The organism is Uniformispora flossi (genome assembly GCF_049534875.1).
GTDB lineage: Bacteria > Actinomycetota > Actinomycetes > Streptomycetales > Streptomycetaceae > Yinghuangia > Yinghuangia aomiensis.
In genome coordinates, this window is sequence record NZ_JBMULZ010000023.1 from 96,485 (window position 1) to 117,609 (window position 21,125).

Below are 21,125 nucleotides of genomic sequence, written 5' to 3' on the forward strand. Positions count from 1 at the left end.
CGGTAAGCCGGTTCGTTCGGGGGAGGGCTGGATGGCGAAAGACCGATCGGGGCGCGGCGTGCCCGACGACGAGATCCCGCAGCCGCCCGCGGGGCCCGCGCGGCGGACCGAAGCAGGCCGGGACCACGTCGAGTTCGCGAAGTCGGACGGCGGCGAGCCGGTCGACCTCGCCAAGCACGACGACGCCCGGGACGAGCCCGAACCTGCGCCGCCCGCCCCCGAAGCGCCCAACGCGCCGGGCTGGCTTGTCTGGCCGCTGCGGATCGTGGCGTTCGTCGTCGTCATCCCCGTGCAGGTGGTCAAGGGCCTGGTCAAAGCCGTCGTCTCGGCGATCCGCGGCGCCCTGGGGGCCGCCGGGCGCGCGCTCGCCTGGCCGTTCCGCATGCTCGGGCGCGGACTGCGGGCGCTCGGCCGGGCGCTGGCGTGGCCGTTCCGGCACGCCGGGCGGGCCGTGCGGTGGGTGCTGCGGCAGGCCGGGGCAGCCGTCACGGCACTGGGGCGGCTGCTCGCGTGGCCGTTCCGCTACGCGGGCCGCGCCCTGCGGTGGGTCGCACACCAGGCAGGCGCCGCCTTGCGGGCGCTCGGGCGTGGCCTCCGCAAGCTCGGACGCCTGGCGCTCTGGCCGCTCCGGCAGATCGGGTGGCTCATCGGCGCGGCCGGTCGGCTGCTGGCCGCCGCCGTCGAAGGTCTGGGACGGCTGCTGGTGTGGCCCTTCCGCCTGCTCAAGCGCGGGCTGCGCGGGGCCGGGCGCGGACTCGTCCGTGCCCTCCGGGCCGCTGCCGCCGTCCTGGCCTGGCCGTTCCGGCAGGCGGGGCGCGGACTGCGCGGGCTGGTCCGGGCGATCGCCGCGGGGCTGCGCGGACTCGGCAAGCTGCTGGTCAAACCCTTCGCCCTGCTCCGCGGCGCCGTCGCCGCCCTGCTCGGGTACGCCGGACGCGCGCTCCGCGCTCTCGGCCGGGTCGTCGGGTGGCCGCTCCGGGCGCTCCGCGGCGTGGCCAAGGTCCTCGGCTCCGGACTCGACGCGTTCCTCCGGGGCCTCGGCGGCGTCCTCGGCCTGATCGGCCGCGCGCTCGCGTGGCCGCTGCGTCAGGCCGGCGCGGCGCTGCGGTTCCTGGGGCGGGCGCTCGCCTGGCCGCTCCGGCAGTCGGGCGCCGCGCTGCGGTTCCTCGGCAGGGCGTTCGCGTGGCCGTTCCGGCAGACGGGTGCCGCGCTGCGGTTCCTGGGGCGGGTGCTGGCGTGGCCGCTGCGCCAAGCGCGTACCGCGCTGCGCGGTCTCGGCGGGCTGCTCGCCAAGCCGTTCACCCTGCTCGTCGGCGCCCTCCGGACCGTCGGCCGCCAAGGCGGCGGCGCGCTCCGCTGGGCGGCCGGGCTGGGCGGCCGGTTCCTGCGGTTCCTGGTGCGGATCGTCGTCTGGCCGTTCGCGCGCGTCGGCCGCGGTCTGCGCTGGGGCGGGCGGACCGCCCGCAAGGGGCTGCGGTCCGCGGGCGAACTGTTCGTACGGCCGATGGTGCTGCTCGGCCGGGGGCTCTGGGCGGTCGGACGCGCCGCGCGCGACGGCGTGCGGTGGGCGGGCGACCGATTCCTGCGGGCCGTGCGGCTGCTCGGGCGGGCGTTCGCGTGGCCGGTTGTCGCCGTCTACCGCGCGGTCCTGGCCCCGCTCGGCCGCGCCGCGAAGACCGTCGGGCGGGCCATCCCGGCCTTCGGCCGGGCCCTCGTCGGCCCGTTCCGCCGCGCGGGCGCCACCCTGAAAGCCTCCGCACAAGAGGCCGTGGCCGGCCTCCGCCGCGCGTTCACGCAGATCGGCGCCCCGATCCGACGGGTGCGCGCCTCGCTGGCCGAGACGCGCCGCAAGGTCCGCGAAAGCCTCGCCGAAGCGCGGGCGAGCGTCCGCCGGAGCCTCACCGAGGCCCGCGCGAGCGTGCGGCGCACGCTGGACGACGTCCGGCGGCCGTTCCGCCGCGGGGGCCGCTGACGGCGGACGCCGCGGGCGCGCACCGGGGCGGAAGCGTTCGCGCGGCCGGAAGACGCGCCGCTCGGACGCTTCCGCCACGCCCGCCGCAACCGCCGTCATCCCCTCCCACCCGGCATGCGATGACGGCCGCCCGTCCTCTCCCTTTACTCTGGGAGCCGGAATACCGAATACCGACCCGTCGACTTCCCCAGTCGGCATCCACAGAGGACTGAGCAGCCCTGGCACGCCGAATGCCCGAAGGACCGCCGCCCGCTCCGGCCGTCCAGAAACTGCGGTTGCGCTACACGAAGCGCGGCCGCCTGCGGTTCACCAGCCACCGGGACTTCCAGCGCGCGTTCGAGCGCGCGCTGCGCCGGGCCGACGTACCCATGGCGTACTCCGCGGGTTTCACCCCGCACCCCAAGGTCTCGTACGCCGGCGCCGCCCCGACCGGTGTCGCGAGCGAAGCCGAGTACCTGGAGATGTCCGTCGCGCGCCGCTGCGACCCCGCGCAGCTCCGCACCCTCCTCGACGAGTCCCTGCCGCCCGGCCTCGACGTCCTCGACGTCGTAGAGGCCGCCCCCGGCAACCTCGCCGAGCGTCTCCAAGCTTCCGTGTGGGAGATCCGCCTCCCCGAGATCGAGCCCGCCGACGCCGCGAAGGCCGTCGACACGTTCCTCGCCGCGCCGAGCGTCGAGGTCGACCGCATGACGAAGAACGGGCTCCGCACGTTCGACGCACGCGCCGCGGTGGTGGCCTTCACCGTCGCGGAGCCGGCCGACGCAGAAACCGCCCACCACGAGATTGACGCAGGTCACCCGGGTGTCGATGGGCTCGCCGATCGACCCTGTGCGATACTGCGACTGGTTGTACGGCACACCACACCAGCCGTCCGACCCGACGACGTTCTGTCCGGTCTTCGCCTGGTCGCCGACCTCGCGCCGCCCGTACCCGCCGCGGTAACCCGCCTGGCGCAGGGGCCGCTCGACACCGCGACCGGAGCGGTGACCGATCCGCTCGCGCCCGAGCATGCGGTGACCTCGACGGGGAACGAGGAACTGTAGGCGGGCTGTGGGCCGGATCCGACGTTACGGACCGCCGTCGACGCCCCCACCCGGATCGACCGGGTGCCCCGGGCGCATTCCGACAGACTTTCGTCGGCCCCGCTTGGTGCGGGGTCGGCGAGCAACAGACGAGCTTCCGCGCGGCGCCCTCCGTGGAGCGCCCGGAAGCGTGACGGGAGACAGACCCGCATGCTCGAGCACGAGCCGAACGGTGCGGCGTCCGAGGACGCACGCGACCGTAATGAGACCACGCAGGATACGACCACCGAGACCACCGAGACCACAGCCCCGCGCCGCCGGCGCCGGGCCGCGTCCCGGCCGGCCGGACCGCCGAAGCCGACCGCCGAAGAGGCGGCCGCGGCGCAGGCCGACGCCGCCGTAGCCGAGGGCGAGACCCCCGCTGCCGCCGACGCGGCCGCGGAAGAAGACGCCGAGCAGGCCGACGAGACCACCGCCGCCGGGGAAACCGCCCCGGAGCCGGAGCCGGAGCCGCGCCGTGCGCGCCGCACCCGCAAGCGCGCCGCCGCCGAGCCGACCGCCGAAGCCGCGCCCACCGAGGCGCCCACGGCCGAGACACCGGCCGAGACCCCCGCCGAGACCCCGGCCGCCGCCGAGGCCGAGGCCCCCGCGCCGCGCAAGCGCGTCCGCCGCCGGGCCACCTCGCCGGTGACCTCGCCCGAGTCCGCACCCGAGCCGGAAGCCGCCCCGGCTGCCGAGCCCGCCGCCGAGGCGCCCGCGGCCGAAGAAGCGCCCGCCGAGACGGCCGCCCCGGCCGTCCCCGAAGCGGAGGCCGAGCCCGCGCCGCGCCGCGCCCGCCGGACCCGCAAGCGTGCCGTCAGCGAGCAGACCACCGTCGAGCCGGAGCCGGAGCCGGAGACCGAGGCCGCCCCCGCGGCCGTCGAGGAAGCACCGGCCGAGGCCGTCGACACCCGCGCCGAGCCGGAGGCCGAGGCCCCGGCCGAGCGGCCGCGCCGGACCGCGCCCGCGGTGTTCCAGCCGCTGTTCCAGGCCCCGCAGGCGCACGCGCCGGTGTTCGCCGCACCGGCCGCCGCACCCGAGGCCGAGGCGCACGAAGAAACCGACGAGGCGGAGGAGCAGCCGCGCGGCCGACGCCGCCGGACCCGCCGCAACGCCGCCGCCGAAGCCGCCGCGAGCATGGCCGGCGTGCAGGTCGCCGCACCGGGCGCCGGAAACGCGCGCGACGAAGACGAGGCCGAGCCGGAGGCGGAGCACGACGAGACCGAGGCGGACGCCGCCGAGCACGACGGCGAAGCCGACGAGCGCGGCGACCGTCCCACCCGCCGTCGCCGCCGGGGCGGCCGTCGCCGCCGCGGTCGCGGCGAGGGCGAGGGCGAGCGCGACGGCGAGGACGAAGCCGAGGGCGACGAGTCCGAAGGCGACGAGGACGGGCACGCCGAGGGCGAGCACGCGGACGACGACGAGGACGGCGCGAGCGCCACGTCCCGCCGTCGCCGTCGGCGCCGCCGCCGCGACGGCTCGGACGCCGAGACCCCCAGTGCCGACGAGCCCGAGCGCACCGTCGTCAAGGTCCGCGAGCCGCGCCGCCGCGACCGCACCGAAGGCGAGGACGCCGGCGACGGCGTGCAGAGCGTCAAGGGCTCCACGCGCCTGGAGGCGAAGAAGCAGCGCCGCCGCGAAGGCCGCGAGCAGGGCCGCCGCCGTGTGCCGATCATCACCGAGGCGGAGTTCCTCGCCCGCCGCGAGGCCGTCGAGCGTGTGATGGTCGTGCGCCAGACGGGCGAACGCACCCAGATCGGCGTCCTCGAAGACGGCGTGCTCGTCGAGCACTACGTCAACAAGGAGCAGGCCACCTCGTACGTCGGCAACGTGTACCTGGGCAAGGTGCAGAACGTCCTGCCGTCGATGGAGGCCGCGTTCGTCGACATCGGCAAGGGCCGCAACGCCGTCCTGTACGCGGGCGAGGTCAACTTCGAGGCCGGTTCGCCGCGCCGTATCGAGGCGGTCCTCAAGGGCGGCCAGTCGGTGCTGGTGCAGGTCACCAAGGACCCGATCGGGCACAAGGGCGCCCGGCTGACCAGCCAGGTGTCGCTGCCCGGCCGCTACCTCGTGTACGTGCCGGAAGGCACCATGACCGGGATCAGCCGCAAGCTGCCGGACACCGAGCGGGCGCGCCTCAAGACGATCCTCAAGAAGATCGTGCCGGAAGACGCGGGCGTGATCGTGCGTACCGCGGCGGAAGGCGCGAGCGAGGATGAACTCGCCCGCGACGTCACCCGGCTGCAGGCGCAGTGGGAGGACATCAAGAAGAAGGCCGCCACGGCGAACGCCCCGGCGCTGCTGTACGGCGAGCCGGACATGACCGTCCGGGTCATCCGCGACATCTTCAACGAGGACTTCACCAAGCTCGTCGTCTCCGGCGACGAGGCGTGGGAGACGGTGCACAGCTACGTCTCGCACGTCGCCCCGGACCTGGCGCCGCGGCTGTCGAAGTGGTCGAGCGACGTGGACGTGTTCGCCACGTACCGCATCGACGAGCAGCTGATGAAGGCGCTGGACCGCAAGGTATGGCTGCCGAGCGGCGGTTCGCTGGTCATCGACCGCACCGAGGCGATGGTCGTGGTCGACGTCAACACAGGGAAGTTCACCGGTCAGGGCGGCAACCTCGAAGAGACCGTCACGCGGAACAACCTGGAAGCGGCCGAGGAGATCGTCCGCCAGCTGCGGCTGCGCGACCTCGGCGGGATCATCGTCATCGACTTCATCGACATGGTCCTGGAGAGCAACCGCGAGCTGGTGCTGCGGCGCCTGCTCGAGTGCCTCGGCCGGGACCGGACGAAGCACCAGGTCGCCGAGGTGACGTCGCTCGGCCTCGTGCAGATGACCCGCAAGCGGGTCGGGCAGGGGCTGCTGGAGGCGTTCTCCGAGACCTGCGACAAGTGCAACGGCCGCGGCGTGATCGTGCGGATGGACACGCCGGAGACCAAGTCGGGCGGCGGCTCGGGCCGGCGCCGGCGCGGCAAGGGCGGCAACGGCGGCGGTGCGCAGGGCCAGGACGGCCACGTGCACGAGGAAGCCGCGGAGGCTGCCGAGGTCGTCGACGCGGCCGAGACCACGGAGATCGCCGCCGAGGAGATCGCGGCCGCGATCGAGGCGGAGGTCGAGGCGGTCGAGGACACCGTCGAGGTCGCGGAGGCGGTGGCGGAAGCCGTCGAGGAGGCGGCTGCCGCCGAGCCGGTCGCCGAGGCTGCCGAGGAGCCGGAAGCGGCTGCGGAGGCTGTTGCCGAGCCCGTGACGGAGCCCGTCGCGGAGTCGGAGCCTGCCGCCGAGGCGGAGGCCGAGGCTGCGCCGGCCGAGGAGCCCGAGGAGCCGAAGAAGGCCGCCAAGCGGGCGCCGCGCAAGACGGCCGCGAAGAAGACCGCCGCCAAGAAGACGGCGGCGCCGAAGAAGGCCGCGGCGAAGAAGACCACGACGCGGAAGTCGGCGGCGGCCAAGGCCGCCGAGGCGGCGGAAGCGGCGGAAGCGGCGGAAGCGGCGGAGTCCGCGGAAGCCACCGAGGCGCCTGCGCCGAAGGCGACCAAGAAGACGGCCGCCGCAGCGGCGGAGGCCCCGGCCGACGGCACGGAAGCCGCCGAGGCACCCAAGCCGCGCACCCGCCGCGCCCCGCGCCGCGCGACCCGCCCCGCGGGCTCGCCGGACGCGGCCGCGGAAGGCGGCGACGGCTCGGGCACCGAACCGGCCCAGGAACCGGTCAGCGCTTCGTCGGGAAGCTGAGCAAGGCCGGGAAACCGGCAACGCGGGTTTGCCAGGGCGCGGGCGCTCCCCTCAGGGGAGCGCCCGCCCCGCATTTGCCGGTCTGATTTTCGACGGACGACGGCCCCCCGACGGGTCCGGTCTACCAGGGTGGGGGTGTGGAGGGCTGGGGCTGTCCACAGGCGGGGGAGTGGTCGCGGGGGTTGTCCCCGGGGCTTGGTCACGGGACGTCGCGCTGCCGCCGGGTGTGGGGGAGACGTGCGTGGCCAGGCTCGGCCCGACCCGCACCTGCCCCGACCCGCCCACCAGGATCGACCTCGGCCCGAACCGCGTGCGCGTGTGCCCGCCCGCGACTCCGTAGGGCCGGCTGCGGCCGTGCCGCCGCGTTGTGCCCGGCAGGGCCCCGGCCGCCCCGGCTCGGTGTCCGTCCTGACCCGGGAGCCGGGGTCCACCGGCCCGGCCGCCCGCGGCGCCGTGTCGCCCGACCGCCAAGGCCGGCCGACGCCCCGGATGCCGCCGTCACACCCGCCCCACCACCCCCGTCCGCCCCTGCCCCGAGCGTCCGCCCCCGCCTACCCCACCCCGGTTTGACCCACCCGGCGGGGCATCCGTACTCTTGACCGTCGGCATGCTTATGCCACGCCTCTGAGCACCCACCTCCCGGCGGTCGCCGCCGGGGGAGGCTGCCCGGCATCGGCCGGGGTCAGCTGGCGTCAGAGACTCCGTTCGAACAGAGAGTGGGCTTCGCGGTGTACGCGATCATCCGCGCCGGTGGCAGGCAGCACAAGGTTGCCATCGGTGACGTTTTCCAGGCCGACCGGGTCCAGACCGGCCCCGGCGAGACCGTCGAGCTGCCCGTGCTGCTCCTGGTCGACGGCGAGTCCGTGACGAGCGACCCGTGGGTCCTCGCGGGTGTGAAGGTGACGGCCGAGGTCGTCGACCACACCAAGGGCAAGAAGATCGACATCCTGAAGTACAAGAACAAGACCGGCTACCGCAAGCGCATGGGTCACCGCCAGCAGCACACCCAGCTGAAGGTCACCGGCATCGAGACCGGGAAGTAGAGGACATGGCACACAAAAAGGGCGCATCGTCCACCCGTAACGGCCGTGACTCCAACGCCCAGCGGCTCGGCGTGAAGCGCTTCGGCGGCCAGCTCGTCAACGCGGGCGAGATCATCGTCCGCCAGCGCGGCACGCACTTCCACCCGGGTGCCAACGTCGGCCGTGGCGGCGACGACACCCTGTTCGCGCTCGCCGCCGGTGCGGTCGAGTTCGGCACGCGCCGCGGTCGCCGCGTCGTGAACATCGTCCCGGCGGCCTGACGCCCGAGGGACCACCTTGCACAACCCGAAGGCGGACCGCACCAACGGTCCGCCTTCGGGCTTTGTCGGCAACACCTGGAGGCAAACGTGACCACCTTCGTCGACCGCGTGGTACTGCATGTCGCGGCGGGCAACGGGGGCCACGGGTGCGCCTCCATCCACCGGGAGAAGTTCAAGCCGCTCGGCGGCCCGGACGGCGGCAACGGCGGCCGCGGCGGCGACGTGTCGCTCGTCGTCGACCCGAACGTCACGACCCTCCTCGAGTACCACCACTCGCCGCACCGCAAGGCCACCAGCGGCAAGCCCGGCGCCGGCGGCAACCGCAGCGGCGCCGACGGCAGCGACCTCGTACTGCCCGTCCCGGACGGCACCGTCGTCAAGCGCGTCCACGCCGACGGCACCGAAGAGGTCGTCGAAGACCTCATCGGCAACGGCACCCGCTTCGTCCTCGCCCAGGGCGGCCGCGGCGGGCTCGGCAACGCCGCCCTCGCCTCCCCGCGCCGCAAGGCCCCCGGCTTCGCGCTGCTCGGCGAGCCCGGCACCGGCGGCGACTACGTCCTCGAACTCAAGACCGTCGCGGACATCGCCCTCGTCGGCTACCCCAGCGCGGGCAAGTCCTCGCTGATCGCCGCGCTCAGCGCCGCGCGCCCGAAGATCGCCGACTACCCCTTCACCACGCTCGTGCCGAACCTCGGCGTGGTCACCGCCGGCGACATCGTCTACACCGTCGCCGACGTCCCCGGCCTCATCCCCGGCGCCAGCGAAGGCAAGGGCCTGGGCCTGGAGTTCCTGCGCCACGTGGAACGCTGCAAGGCGCTCGTCCACGTCCTCGACTGCGCGACCCTGGAACCCGGCCGCGACCCGATCAGCGACCTCGACACCATCGAAGCCGAACTCGCCGCCTACGGCGGGCTCGACGACCGCCCGCGCATGGTCGCCCTCAACAAGACCGACATCCCCGACGGCCGCGACCTCGCCGACCTGGTCCGCGCCGAACTCGAAGGCCGCGGCCTCAAGGTCTACGAAGTCTCCGCCGTCAGCCACGCCGGCCTCCGCGAACTCTCGTTCGCCATGGCCGGGTTGGTCAAGGAAGCCCGCGACGCCGCACCGCCCGCCGAGGCCACGCGCGTCGTGCTCCGCCCCACCGCCGTCGACGACAGCGGCTTCACCGTCAAGCGGCGCGGCGACAGCTTCATCGTGCGCGGCGCCAAGCCCGAACGCTGGGTCCGCCAGACCGACTTCTCCAACGACGAGGCCGTCGGCTACCTCGCCGACCGGCTCGCCCGCCTCGGCGTCGAAGAAGCCCTGTTCGAAGCCGGCGCGCGCCCCGGCGCCGAGGTCGTCATCGGCGACGACGAAACCGGCGTGGTGTTCGACTGGGAGCCCACCATCGCCACCGGCGCCGAAATGCTCGGCCGCCGCGGCGAAGACCAGCGCTTCGACGCGCCGCGCCCCGCCGTCCAGCGGCGCCGCGACCGCGAGTCGATCCGCGGCGAATACGAGGACTTCGACCCGTTCGCCGGCGACTGACCGCCGGAAACCCCAGGTCGATCGGGAGGCCTGACAACACGTCAGGGGAGTGGGAGTACGCCGGATGTCAGTCCCGGACCGGCGTGCGGACGTCCTGTCCGCACGCCGCATCGTGGTCAAGGTCGGATCGTCGTCCCTGACCACCGCCGCCGGAGGCCTCGACGCGGACCGCGTCGACGCCCTCGTCGACGTCATCGCCGCGAAGCGCGCCGAAGGCACCGAGATAGTCCTCGTGTCCTCCGGCGCCATCGCGGCCGGCCTCGCGCCCCTGGGACTCGACCGCCGACCGCGCGACCTCGCCACCGCCCAAGCCGCCGCCAGCGTCGGCCAAGGCCTCCTGGTGGCCCGCTACACCGCCTCCTTCGCCCGCTACGGGCTGCGCGTCGGCCAAGTGCTGCTCACCGTCGACGACATGACGCGCCGCACGCACTACCGCAACGCCTACCAGACGCTCGACAAGCTCCTCACCCTCGGCGTGCTGCCGGTCGTCAACGAGAACGACACCGTCGCCACCGAGGAGATCCGGTTCGGCGACAACGACCGCCTCGCCGCCCTTGTTGCCCACCTGGCGCACGCCGACCTGCTCGTGCTGCTCTCCGACGTCGACGGCCTCTACGACGGCGACCCGGTCAAGCACACCTCGTCCCGCATCGCCGACGTCCGCGGCCCCGAGGACCTCGCCGGCGTGGAAATCGGCAAGGCCGGCCGGGCGGGCGTCGGCACCGGCGGCATGGTCACCAAAGTCGAAGCCGCCCGCATCGCCACCACGGCCGGCATCCCCGTCGTCCTCACCGCAGCCCGGCACGCCTCCGACGCGCTCACCGGCAAGCCGACCGGCACGTTCTTCCACCGCACCGGCGTCCGCGGCGCCGACCGACTCCTCTGGCTCGCCCACGCCACCACCGCACGCGGCCGCCTCATCCTCGACGCCGGCGCCGTCGACGCCGTCGTCGACAGGCACAAATCCCTCCTCCCGGCGGGCGTCACCGCCGTCGAAGGCGGCTTCACCGCAGGCGACCCGGTCGACCTTGTCGACGAAAACGGCAACATCATCGCCCGCGGACTGGTCAACTTTGATGCAAAGGAACTCCCCGGACTCCTCGGCCGCTCCACCCACGAGCTGGCCCGGGAAATGGGACCGGCGTACGAGCGCGAGATCGTCCACCGCGACGACCTGGTGCTGCTGCGCCGCTGACGTGAGCGACACGGGAGCCGCCCCGTGCAGGCCCGGCGGGCCGCCCCAGGCCGCCGGAAGGGCGCTCCGTGTCACCGACGGGAGGCGGACCGGTGCAGGGACGTGGCAGGGAGCTGCCCTGGGAGGCCGCACGATCCGTGCGGTCGGACGGTGACGGCAAGGAACACGGAAGCAAGGAACGGGGCGGGAAAGAACGCGGCAACCGCGAGCGCGGCACCCGCGACGGCGGCGACACCGGGGCGCGCGAAGCCGCGCCCCGCGACATCGCCCCCCGTGACGGCACACCGCGCGAACTCGAACCCCGCGCCCTGGGCCCCCGCGACCGCGGGATACGCGGCGGCATGGGCCGCACCGGCGGCGGCCGCGAACCCGACCGACGCAGCGAGCCCATCCGGATAGAAGAAACCCGCATGTGGCACATCACCCTGACGGTCGCGGGCCCCGCCGTGCCGCAGGACGAGATCAGGCGCGCCCTCGAACAACTGGCCTACGACCACCCGTTCCTGCTCGCCGGGCGATACGCCCCCGACCACGCCGAAATCCGGTACTGGGAAGAGGCCCGCGACCTCCAGGACGCCGCCGCGCTCGCACTCCGCCTCTGGGGCGAACACCGCCGCTCCGCCGGACTCCCGCCCTGGGAGATCGTCGGACTCGAAGTCGTCGACCGCGGCACGTGGCAGCAGCGGGCGAAATCCCCCGGCACCGGACCGATAGTGCCGGGCGGCGTCCAGCCGTTCTGAGCCGCCCGGCTCGGACCTCGGGTTACTCCACGGCCTTCTCCTCGGCCTTCTCCTCGGCCAAGTGTGCGTAGGTGTTGCGTAGTTCGCGTTTGAGGATTTTGCCGCTGGGGTTCTTCGGGAGTGTGTCGGTGACGACGACGTATTTGGGGACTTTGAACCCGGCGAGGTGGGCGCGGCAGTGTGCGGTGATGTCGTCGGGCTGGGCTTGTTCGCCGGGTTTGAGGACGACGGCGGCGGTGACGGCTTCGATCCAGTAGGGGTGGGCGATGCCGAAGACGGCGGCTTCGGCGACGGCGGGGTGGGTGTGGATGACTTCTTCGACTTCGCGGCCCGCGACGTTCTCGCCGCCGGTTTTGACCATGTCCTTCTTGCGGTCGACGACGGTGAGGTAGCCGTCGGTGTCGAGGGTGCCGAGGTCGCCGCTGTGGAACCACTGGTTGCGGAAGGCTTCGTTGGTGCGGTCGGGGTCGTTCCAGTAGCCGAGCATGGTGTGGGGTCCGCGGTGGACGATCTCGCCGACGGTGCCGGGCGGGACGGGCTCGTCGTCGTCGTCGACGACGCGGGTTTCGACGTTGAGTCCGGCGCGGCCCGCGGAGCCGGCTTTGCGCTCCTGGTCTTCCGGGCCGAGGATCGTGGCGACCGGCGACATCTCGGTCTGGCCGTAGAAGTTGTAGAGGGCCAGGTCGGGGAGGCGGCGGCGGAGTTCGGCGAGGACTTCGACGGGCATGGCGGCGGCGCCGTAGTAGCCCTTGCGGAGGGTGGACAGGTCGCGGGTGTCGAAGTCGGGGTGCCGCAGCAGGGAGATCCAGACGGTGGGCGGGCAGAAGAGTTTGGTGACGCCTTCGGCTTCGATGGTCGCGAGGATCGTGGCGGCGTCCGGTGCCGGGAGGATGATCGACGTGGCGCCGAGGTAGACGTCCGGCGTGAGGAAGCAGTGCAGCTGCGCGCAGTGGTAGAGCGGCAGGGCGTGGATTTCGGTGTCGGTGGCGGTCATGCCGCCGTCGACGATCGCGGTGGTGTATTGGGCGAGGAGGTTCCGGCTGGTCATGACGGCGCCTTTGGGGCGGGACTCGGTGCCGGAGGTGTACATGATCTGGACGGGGTCGTCGTCGTCCAGGTCGACGTCCGGACACGGCGCGTCGGAGGTGCCGAGGGTGGTGAAGGGTTCCCAGCCGTCGACCCGGTCGTCGCCGATCACGGCGTGGACCTTCAGCGCCGCGGGGTCGAGGCCTGCTTCGGCGAGGGCGGCGTCGGCGGTGGCGGCCAGGTCGGCGCCCGCGATGACACCCGAGGCGCCGGCGTGGGTGAGGACGTAGGCGACCTCGGGGGCGGTGAGCATGAAGTTGACCGGCACCGACACCGCGCCGATGCGGGCGAGCGCGAAGTACGCGACCGTGAACCCGTGTGAGTTCCGGGCGAGCAGGACGACCCGGTCGCCCTTGGCGACGCCGCGGGCGGCGAGGCCGGCGGCGGTACGGGAGACCAGCGCGTCCAGGTCGGCGTAGGACTGGCGCAGGTCGCCGTACACGATCGCGGTCTTGTCCGGCGTACGCACCGCGGACCGGGCCAGCAAGTCGGCAAGCCCGTGCCGCCGGGCACGCACGGCGGGGGTGATGGGCATCTCCGAGGTCACGAGGCGCTCCGTTCGTCGGGTTCGTCGGGTCCGTCGGGTCTCTGCCGGGCGGGTTCCGCCGGCCGGACGCGACGCAAAAGCGACGGTCAACCGGCCGGGCAGGGTGCACATTGTGGTCCGGGTCACGGGCCAGCGGAAGACGTACCCGCTCCGCCCGCCGGAATTACGTCCGCCGCGCTGCCGTGCGGTGTCTCGACAGGCGGAAAACCCTCCGGGAAAGCTCCGGCCCCTCGGTAGGCTGGCTGCATGACCAGCAGTGAATCCTCCGCCGTCCTCGCCACCGCACGCCGCGCCCGGGAAGCCGCCGCGGTGCTCGCGCCACTCGCGCGGACGCGGAAGGACACCGCGCTGCTCGCCATCGCGGACGCGCTGGTCGCCCGTTCCGCGGAGATCGTCGCGGCGAACGCGCAGGACATCGCGAAGGCCCGCGCCAACGGCACCAGCGAAGCCATCGTCGACCGGCTCACGCTGACCGACGAGCGGATCGCCGCGATCGCGTCCGACGTCCGCGACGTGGTCGGGCTGCCCGACCCGGTCGGCGAGGTCGTCCGCGGCTCCACGCTGCCCAACGGGCTCGACCTGCGCCAGGTGCGGGTGCCGCTCGGCGTCGTCGGGATCATCTACGAGGCGCGCCCGAACGTGACGGTGGACGCCGCCGCGCTGTGCCTGAAGTCCGGAAACGCGGTGCTGCTGCGCGGCTCGTCGTCGGCATATGCGTCGAACACGGCGCTGGTCGCGGTGCTGCGCGACGCGGTCGAGTCGGCGGGGATTCCGGCCGACGCCATCCAGCTCGTGCCGGGCGAGAGCCGCGACAGCGTCACCGAACTGATGACCGCACGGGGCCTGGTCGACGTGCTGATCCCGCGCGGTGGGGCGTCGCTCATTCGCACCGTGGTCGAGGGCTCGACCGTCCCGGTGATCGAGACCGGGGTCGGCAACTGCCACGTGTACGTCGACGCCGATGCCGACCTGCAGATGGCCGTCGACATCCTGGTCAACTCCAAGGCCCAGCGGGTGTCGGTGTGCAACAGCGCCGAGACGCTGCTCGTGCACGCGGACATCGCCGACGCCTTCGTGCCGGTGGCGCTGGCCGCGCTCAAGGACGTGGGCGTGACGGTGCACGGCGACGCGGCCGTGCAGAAGTACTCCGGCGACGTGGTGCCGGCGACGGACGAGGACTGGGACACCGAGTACCTGTCCTACGACATCGCCGCGGCCGTCGTGGACTCGCTCGACGACGCGGTGGCGCACATCCGGCGGCACACGTCCGGGCACACCGAGGCCATCGTGACCCGTTCGCAGCAGGCCGCGCGGCGTTTCGTGAGCCACGTGGACTCGACCGCGGTCATGGTCAACGCGTCCACCCGGTTCACCGACGGCGGCCAGTTCGGCTTCGGCGCCGAGATCGGCATTTCCACCCAGAAGCTGCACGCCCGCGGGCCGATGGGCCTGCCCGAGCTGACCTCGACGAAGTACGTGGTCACCGGCGACGGGCACACGCGCGGCTGACACGGCTTTACCCGGAGCCCCGGATGCAGTAGGGCAATTTCGTTCCCCCCGGGGCCGCCGCGGTAATAGTGTGGTGGAGTGCCCGATTCGCCAGGGTCGGAAAATCCGGACGGCCCGCCGGAGTTCGGGGAGAACCCCGACCACGCGGGGGACGACATGTCCTCCGTGGTCTTCGACGAGCACTTCGTTGCGGCAGCCCTCGTCCACGAGCCGTCGGCCGCGGAGCGCATGCTCGCCGCGGCCCCGTCGACTCCTCCGCCCGCCGCCGACCCGCCCGACCTGTCCGACGCGCCGTTCCTGCTGCACCCGCCCCAGGTGGGCTGGGAGCACGACGGAACGTTCGACAGCGACCCGCTCGAACTGCACGAGCCGACCGGCGCGGCCCGGACGGGGTGGTGGCGGCAGTCGGTGGCGTGGGTGCTGGCGCTGCTGATGGGCGTCGGGGTGGTGGCGATGGCGGTGACGGCGGTGGCCCCCGGCCGCACCGGCAACCCCCAAGGCCCCAAGCCGACCGTCGGCCCGGCCGTCCCGGGCGGCGAACCGCTCACAAGTACGACTGCCCCGGCCACCGCCCCCGCGGCGGCGGTCGCCCCGGTTCCGTGCGTGGCGGCGCGTCCGCCCGCGGTGGGGTGCAACTGAAACCTCGGACCCGTGTGATCCCCCTCACGCGTCCCCACTCCTTGTCGGCGCCATCCGCTAAGTTGCGCCAGTGTCTGAGCGTCAGGGGGCCGGCCGGGAGCCGGACGCGTCGGGGGAATCGTCGGATCCGTTCGAAGGGCTCGTGCTCGACGAGGACTTCGTCAAGGGTGCGGAGAAGTCCGAGGGATCCGCGCGGGCTCGCATGCTCGCGGCGAAGTGGCGGGAGAATCCGCCGGAGCGGGTCGGGTTCCGGGAGGCCGCGGACACGCCGCCGTCGCGGTTCCGGCGTACGCGGCAGCGTGACGCGTGGGGGCGGCGCCCGCGCCGGGACCGGACGAACCTCAAGATCGCCGTCTGGTTCGTGCTGCTCGCACTGCTGCTGCTCGTCGCCTCGAACCAGGGCTACTTCCGCGACCTGCTCGGCGAGTCGAACGACGACGGCGGCCCTGAAACGTCGCTGCCGATGACCGCGCAACCGCAGGTCACCGGCGTCGCCTCGGCCGCGCCGGTGCCGGGCACGGCGCCGATCGACCCGGATGTCCCCACCCGGGAAAGGCCGTTCGCCGGCTCACCCGCGATCAACTACGCGGACAACGAAGCGGGCATCGTCCTCCCCGAAGCCAAGGCTGTCGGCGACTACTCCGCCGCTACGGTGCAGAAGGCCTTGGAGAACACCCGGAAGCTGCTCATCGCGGGGAACCTCGACCGGTCGGTTCTCACGGGTGGCGCCACGGCGCCGTTCCTCGACCTGCTCGACCCGGAGACGGGGGCTGCCGAGGGTCTGGCGAAGGCCATCGCGCACCCCGACGACAAGAACGGCACCGCGCTCGGCTGGATCACCCGCTTCGACACCACCCAGGTCGAACTCGTCGGCCCCGTGGTCAAGGTCGACGGGATCATGTCCTACAAGGTCGACGACGACGGAATCCTCGCGATCCACACCGACTACAGCTTCGTCTACGCCGTCGCCAAAGCCGGCCACCCGGACGGCGAAGTGACCCGTGCCCTGATGCGCCGCGTGGTCGACACCCAGGTCATCGGCAAGAACAAGCGCTACCAGCCGACCGCGCCGGGGAAACTCGTGTTCGCGGGCGGGAGCGCCCAGGCGTCCAACTCCTCGTGCGACGTCCTCGACGGCTACGTGCGCCCGTACTTCGACGACACCCTCCAGGGGATCCAGCCGTCCGGCCCGGAGGTGGACCCGTACGACCGGGCCAAACCGCTGGAGACCGCCGCGCCGACACCGTCCGGCGACGCGACGGACAAACCCGAGGACGCCGGCTGCGGACGCTCCAGCCGCATCTGACCGGCCGTCACGAGCATCGCTGACCTTCCGTCAGAACCCCTCCCGATCACCGCATTTCCGCAGTTCCGGGCGAGACTCGGGCGACCTACCATGGAGTCATGTCCGGTCGGGGCGAACCCCCTGATGGCCGCCTCGGGGGCGGGTCCGACGGCGAGGACGAATTCCGCGTCGTGTTCGACGAGTCGTTCGTCCGGGCCGCCGTGCTCCACGAGCCGACGGCGCAGGAGCGGATACGCACCGGGAGAGGACCCCGGCGCCTGCGCCGGGTTTTCGGCGTGCCCGCGGGCACGTTCCGGGTCGTGGCGGTCGCCGTCGTCGTCGTGCTGGTGATGACAGGAGCGCTGTACTTCGGCGCGCGGCGCGGGCATCCGACGTCGGTGCGGACGTCGGGCGGGCCCGCCGTGCTGATCCGGGTGTCGCTGGTGCCGGGGGAGGGCGTCGCGGTGTCGAGCGGCCCGTACGGCACCGATCCGTTCGTCGGAACCACCGCCGCGACCTGGCACGACGGGCGCGCCGGGATCACGCTGCCCGATCTCGCGGGCACGGCGCACTTCAGCGCCCCGCAGGTCCGCGAAACCTTCGAACTCGTCCGCGATTTCGTCAGCAGCACGCAGCTCGATCCGAACGTGTGGCGAGGCGCCCGCCCCGCCGCCGCTCTCGGCGCCATGGAATCCGATCAGCGCGACCAGCTGACCGCAGCGCTCGACCACCCCGCCGACGACGACCTGCACGCCGCGACCGGCTGGGTCACCCGCTTCGACCCGGCGCTGGTCTCGGCCGTGGACACCAAAGCCCGGATCATGGCCGTCGCCACCGCATCCGAGCCGCACACCGGCGAACTCCGGTTCACCGTCGACGGCATCGTCGCCTACGCGATACGCGGCCCCGACGCCCCGGTGTGGACCCGCTTCGTCGTCCACCGCGTCTGGGAGTTCGCCATCGACGCGGCCGCCCTGCGGCACAGCACTCTGCACGTCGTCCGCATCACCACGATCGCCGCCCCGCAAGCCTGCACGCCCGACACCGCGGCGTTCTTCCGGCCGATGGCCGCAACCGCCGCACCGCCGGCCGGCACCGGCACGCCCCACCCCGGCGCCGACCCGTGGCGGCTGGGCGCGGCGACCGAAGCCACGTGCGGGATTCTGGGCGCCGCGGTGTGAGATCAGGCGGTGCCGGGACGGGACTCCCCGTCGTCGGCCGCATCCGGCTTGGCGGGCCCGGACGTCCCGCCTTCGGCGGAGCCCGGCGCAGCCGCCCCCGAGCCGTCCGAAGCCGGCCCTGCCGAGCCCGCTCCGTCCGACGAACCCGCCGCGAAGCCCGCGAACTTGTCCCGCAGCTTGCTTCCGGCGTCCGCCGCGCCGCCCGCGAAGTCGCGGAGCAGCCCGAACAGCGGGTCGGCGGTCTGCCGCACCGATTCCCGGTACGAATCGGCGGACGCCTTCGCCTCGGTCCGCACCGAGGCGTCGCGGTCGTCGTCCCGGCGCGGGTAGTCGCCCGCCATGATCTCCGCGAAGTCCGGGCCGTCCGCCCAGCGCTTGAGCTGCGCGACCCGGACGACGGGGAACGGGTGCGAGCGTCCGATCACGTTCATCAGCTTGAGGACGCTGTCGCGGACATCCGCCGCCGCGTCGTATTCGGCGGCCTGCGCGAGGAATTCGTCGGTGCTCATCTCGTGGAGCTGCGACCCGCCCGCGATCTTCATGAGCGCCCGCATCGACACCTCGGGGTCTTGCCCGACGAGCAGGCCCGCGCGGTCGCAGCTGAGTTCGGACTTGCGGAACCACTCCCGCAGCCCCGCGATGAGCGCCTGGATGCCGATCGTGCCGAGCGGAATGCCCGACAGGCTGGTCGCCAGGTTGGTGAGGATCAGCAGCATCGTCCGGTAGACCGCGTGGCCGGACAGGATGTGCCCCATCTCGTGGCCGACGACGGTGCGCATCTCGTCGTCGTCGAGGAGTTCGACGAGCCCGGTGGTGACGACGATGAACGGCTTGTCCATGCCGATCGCCATGGCGTTCGGCTGCGGGTCGAGCGTGACGTACAGCTCGGGCACCGACGGCATGTCGAGGATGTAGGCGGCCTCCCGGCACATCTCGTGCAACCGCCGGAACTGCTGGTCGCTCGTCCGCACGCTCCCGGCGAGGAACGCCAGCCGCACCGAACGCTCCGACAGCATCCCGGACAACTGCTTGAGCACCAGGTCGAACCCGTTGATCTTGCGCAGCGCGACGAGGGCACTGCGGTCGGCCGGATGCTCGTACGCCCGCGACGAGATCCCCGGGAACCGGGTGCGCTGCCGGGCGGGTGACTTCCCCGCGCCCGCCCCCGCGCCGTCGCCGTTGCCGGGCTGCTTGGCCGTGTCGGACATGGGTTCGTCCCCCTCGCACTCGCCGCTGTTCGTCCTCTTTCAGCGTAGGCGCCCGGCGAAGGCCCGACACGGGGACAACCCTCGGCATTCGACGCGTCGTTCGACCGGACGCCGAGCGGACCCGAGCGGAACCCGAGCGGAACCCGAGCGGAACCCGACCGGAAGCCGGCCGGAACCCGACGGGAATCCCGCGGGAGTACGTGCCGGATCGGGCGGGTGGGACGGGAGTGCACGGCAACCGATCGGGGCAAACGGTGATCCTGCGCGCGCATGTCGCGACGGGCTTCCGTACGATGGCGTGCGCGGCCGCACGGCCTGCGCGGGAACTCCGGGTTCGGGGGGACCGCGGGGGCGGCGGGGCCGCCGTCCGACGACCAGACACTTAAGGGTTGACCACGATGACCGAGCAGGCCATGACCGTCCTCACCCGCCTCGCCAGCGAGGGCGGGGAGCACGGCGGGAGTCACGAGAGCTTGAGCCCGCTCGGCGCCGGCCTCGGTGCGTTCATCACGCTGCTGATCCTGCTCATCATCACGCTGTCCTTCAACAAGGACCGCTGACCCGCGTTTTCCGCACCGCACCGGGGCCGCCGAGCGGCGGCCCCGGCTTTGTGCTGCCCGGGGACGAAACGCGCCCGGGGTTCCCGCGTTTTCGCGGCTGCCGCGCGTTATCGTTCGGGGCGGACCGGGTGGGAGCGGGACAGGGGAGGGGCGCAATGCGTACGTTCGCGATGGGCGAGAAGGCCAGACTTGCGGATCTGACCGGAGCCACCGCGCTGCGGGTCGAGGTCGCCGGCACGGCACCGGGCACCGACATCGCGGCATTCTGCTTCGCGTTGGACGCGTCCGGGCGGATCCCCGCGGGACGAGGACCGGTCAGCACGGCGCGTCCGGCCTCGCTGGAGAGCGCGGTCGCGCTGGTCTCCGGCGGCGGCGCCGACGCGGCCTTCGACCTCGACCTCGACGCGGTCGCCGACGACGTGCACCGGCTGCTGTTCGTGATCGCCTCGGTCGGCCTGGAGATCGGCCTGGACGGCGCGAGCGTCGCCATCTCCGCGGACGGCGCGGACGTCGCCGCGTTCGCCATGCCGCCCGGCACCCTCAAGGGCCAGCGGGCCCTCATCCTCGGCGAGGTCTACCGGCGGAACGGCTGGCGCTTCGGCGCCGTCGGCCAGGGCTACCGCGACGGGCTCGACCAACTGGTGCGCGACCACGGGGGTGACCCGGCGGACGTGGCGCCGGAGGAGGCTGCCGAGGTGGTCGACGCGGCCGAGCCCGAGACTCCCGCCGTGGCCACCCCGGAGCCCGAGCCCGAACCCGAAGCGTCGGTTGAAGCCGCAGCCGCTGCCGAAGCTGAAGCCGTCGAGTCCGAGCCCGCCGAGCCGGAAGCCGCGCCCGCCGAGCGCGAGGCTCCGGTCGAACCGGAACCGGAACCGGAACCGGAACCGGAGCCGAAGACCGAACCGGCCCAGCTCGCGGCTTCCGTCGAACCCGAGCCCGGGCCCGAGGCCCCCACCCCCTCCGCCGAAACCGCCCCCGACGAACGCCCCTCCGTCACCGACGTCCCCTGCCAGATGCCTGTTCCCACCGCCGTCACCTACGAGGGGTCCGGCGACCGCATCCTGCGGATCGCGCGGCCGGTGCCCGAGGGGCCGGTCGTCGCCGAGATCACCGGCACCGGTCCGGGCAACTTCGCGGTCTGGACGCTCGATACGGCACTCGAACAGGACAAGCTGCTGGTCAACGAGATCGGCGCCTGCCACGGCCGGATGCTGCTCGACGAGCGCGGCACGCACACCGAGCGGCTGAAGATCGAAAGCGACGGGCCGTGGACCGTCGTGATCCACCCTCCGACCGCGGCGCCGTGGCTGACCGGCCCGGTGACCGGCGACGGGCCCGAGGTGCTGCGCTGGACCGGGCCGCGCACCGTCGTCGCGATGACACACGCGGGGTCCAGCAACTTCATGGTGCGGGCCTACGCGGAAGCGCTGACGCCGGGCGAGGACCCGTACTTGGCCTCGCTCGCCAACGCGATCGGCCCGTACGAAGGCGAGTCGATCATCCCCGTAGGCCCGTGCCTCCTGGAGATCGAGGCGGACGGCGACTGGACGCTGACCCCGGAGGGGTGACCGCCT

At 73.3% G+C, this 21,125-nt stretch carries 16 protein-coding genes; 14 read left to right on the plus strand and 2 right to left on the minus strand.

Translation table 11 applies throughout. The features are described 5' to 3' along the window. Positions 1-31: 31 nt before the first annotated feature. From ACPA54_RS34190 to ACPA54_RS34225, 8 genes are all read left to right on the plus strand, one after another. A complete protein-coding gene (locus ACPA54_RS34190; RefSeq protein ID WP_423535695.1) occupies positions 32-1,972 on the plus strand; it encodes a hypothetical protein in 1,941 nt (646 codons plus the stop codon). A 230-nt stretch (positions 1,973-2,202) separates the two neighbouring features. After that, entirely contained in the window at positions 2,203-3,015 is an 813-nt protein-coding gene (locus tag ACPA54_RS34195; protein ID WP_423535697.1) for a TIGR03936 family radical SAM-associated protein, read from the plus strand. Between the two features lie 189 nt (positions 3,016-3,204). Further along, on the plus strand, positions 3,205-6,768 hold the full coding sequence (locus tag ACPA54_RS34200) for an Rne/Rng family ribonuclease (RefSeq protein WP_423535698.1): 3,564 nt from the start codon (positions 3,205-3,207) through the stop codon (positions 6,766-6,768). 728 nt (positions 6,769-7,496) lie between these two features. After that, positions 7,497-7,811: a 50S ribosomal protein L21 gene (gene rplU / locus ACPA54_RS34205; RefSeq protein WP_345678451.1), complete on the plus strand. Its 315-nt coding sequence runs from the start codon at positions 7,497-7,499 to the stop codon at positions 7,809-7,811. Between the two features lie 5 nt (positions 7,812-7,816). After that, on the plus strand, positions 7,817-8,071 hold the full coding sequence (gene rpmA / locus ACPA54_RS34210) for a 50S ribosomal protein L27 (protein ID WP_345678439.1): 255 nt from the start codon (positions 7,817-7,819) through the stop codon (positions 8,069-8,071). Between the two features lie 87 nt (positions 8,072-8,158). Further along, positions 8,159-9,601: a GTPase ObgE gene (gene obgE, locus ACPA54_RS34215; protein ID WP_423535701.1), complete on the plus strand. Its 1,443-nt coding sequence runs from the start codon at positions 8,159-8,161 to the stop codon at positions 9,599-9,601. Positions 9,602-9,665: 64 nt separating this feature from the next. Then, on the plus strand, positions 9,666-10,796 hold the full coding sequence (gene proB / locus ACPA54_RS34220; RefSeq protein WP_423535703.1) for a glutamate 5-kinase: 1,131 nt from the start codon (positions 9,666-9,668) through the stop codon (positions 10,794-10,796). Positions 10,797-10,933: 137 nt separating this feature from the next. Beyond that, positions 10,934-11,536 carry a hypothetical protein gene (locus ACPA54_RS34225; protein ID WP_423535705.1) on the plus strand — a complete coding sequence of 201 codons (603 nt, stop codon included), beginning with the start codon at positions 10,934-10,936 and terminating at the stop codon, positions 11,534-11,536. A gap of 22 nt (positions 11,537-11,558) precedes the next feature. Here ACPA54_RS34225 and ACPA54_RS34230 read toward each other — a convergent pair whose 3' ends face one another. Beyond that, the gene (locus tag ACPA54_RS34230; RefSeq protein WP_479729431.1) at positions 11,559-13,169 is read right to left on the minus strand and encodes a fatty acyl-CoA synthetase; all 1,611 of its coding nucleotides are present in this window, start codon (positions 13,167-13,169) and stop codon (positions 11,559-11,561) included. 246 nt (positions 13,170-13,415) lie between these two features. Between ACPA54_RS34230 and ACPA54_RS34235 the strand changes: the two genes are divergently transcribed. The 4 genes from ACPA54_RS34235 to ACPA54_RS34250 all read left to right on the plus strand — a co-directional run bounded on the left by ACPA54_RS34235 (position 13,416) and on the right by ACPA54_RS34250 (position 17,783). Continuing rightward, entirely contained in the window at positions 13,416-14,678 is a 1,263-nt protein-coding gene (locus ACPA54_RS34235) for a glutamate-5-semialdehyde dehydrogenase (protein WP_423535707.1), read from the plus strand. 78 nt (positions 14,679-14,756) lie between these two features. Continuing rightward, positions 14,757-15,317 carry an SCO2584 family spore wall biosynthesis protein gene (locus tag ACPA54_RS34240; protein WP_423535709.1) on the plus strand — a complete coding sequence of 187 codons (561 nt, stop codon included), beginning with the start codon at positions 14,757-14,759 and terminating at the stop codon, positions 15,315-15,317. Positions 15,318-15,387: 70 nt separating this feature from the next. Continuing rightward, positions 15,388-16,623, plus strand: coding sequence for an SCO2583/SCO2584 N-terminal domain-containing protein (locus ACPA54_RS34245; protein WP_423535711.1), 1,236 nt, complete (start codon positions 15,388-15,390; stop codon positions 16,621-16,623). A gap of 98 nt (positions 16,624-16,721) precedes the next feature. Beyond that, a complete protein-coding gene (locus ACPA54_RS34250) occupies positions 16,722-17,783 on the plus strand; it encodes an SCO2583 family membrane protein (protein ID WP_423535713.1) in 1,062 nt (353 codons plus the stop codon). Positions 17,784-17,785: 2 nt separating this feature from the next. Here ACPA54_RS34250 and ACPA54_RS34255 read toward each other — a convergent pair whose 3' ends face one another. Then, positions 17,786-18,991 (minus strand): M48 family metallopeptidase, encoded by a 1,206-nt coding sequence (locus ACPA54_RS34255; protein WP_423535714.1) that lies wholly within the window; start codon positions 18,989-18,991, stop codon positions 17,786-17,788. Positions 18,992-19,380: 389 nt separating this feature from the next. Here ACPA54_RS34255 and ACPA54_RS34260 point away from each other — a divergent pair, with 389 nt between their 5' ends. Together ACPA54_RS34260 and ACPA54_RS34265 are read left to right on the plus strand one after the other, a co-directional pair. After that, complete coding sequence (locus tag ACPA54_RS34260; protein WP_345678452.1) at positions 19,381-19,551, plus strand: hypothetical protein; 171 nt, start codon at positions 19,381-19,383, stop codon at positions 19,549-19,551. 155 nt (positions 19,552-19,706) lie between these two features. Continuing rightward, a complete protein-coding gene (locus tag ACPA54_RS34265) occupies positions 19,707-21,119 on the plus strand; it encodes a TerD family protein (RefSeq protein ID WP_423535716.1) in 1,413 nt (470 codons plus the stop codon). The last annotated feature ends 6 nt before the right edge of the window (positions 21,120-21,125 follow it).

Bases quoted from the DNA above. Each gene is read 5' to 3' on its own strand.
- ACPA54_RS34255 (WP_423535714.1), bottom strand. From the start codon at position 18,991: ATGTCCGACACGGCCAAGCAGCCCGGCAACGGCGACGGCGCGGGGGCG.
- ACPA54_RS34200 (WP_423535698.1), top strand. From the start codon at position 3,205: ATGCTCGAGCACGAGCCGAACGGTGCGGCGTCCGAGGACGCACGCGAC.
- ACPA54_RS34235 (WP_423535707.1), top strand. From the start codon at position 13,416: ATGACCAGCAGTGAATCCTCCGCCGTCCTCGCCACCGCACGCCGCGCC.
- ACPA54_RS34195 (WP_423535697.1), top strand. From the start codon at position 2,203: ATGCCCGAAGGACCGCCGCCCGCTCCGGCCGTCCAGAAACTGCGGTTG.
- ACPA54_RS34265 (WP_423535716.1), top strand. From the start codon at position 19,707: ATGCGTACGTTCGCGATGGGCGAGAAGGCCAGACTTGCGGATCTGACC.
- ACPA54_RS34250 (WP_423535713.1), top strand. From the start codon at position 16,722: ATGTCCGGTCGGGGCGAACCCCCTGATGGCCGCCTCGGGGGCGGGTCC.
- rpmA (WP_345678439.1), top strand. From the start codon at position 7,817: ATGGCACACAAAAAGGGCGCATCGTCCACCCGTAACGGCCGTGACTCC.
- proB (WP_423535703.1), top strand. From the start codon at position 9,666: ATGTCAGTCCCGGACCGGCGTGCGGACGTCCTGTCCGCACGCCGCATC.
- ACPA54_RS34190 (WP_423535695.1), top strand. From the start codon at position 32: ATGGCGAAAGACCGATCGGGGCGCGGCGTGCCCGACGACGAGATCCCG.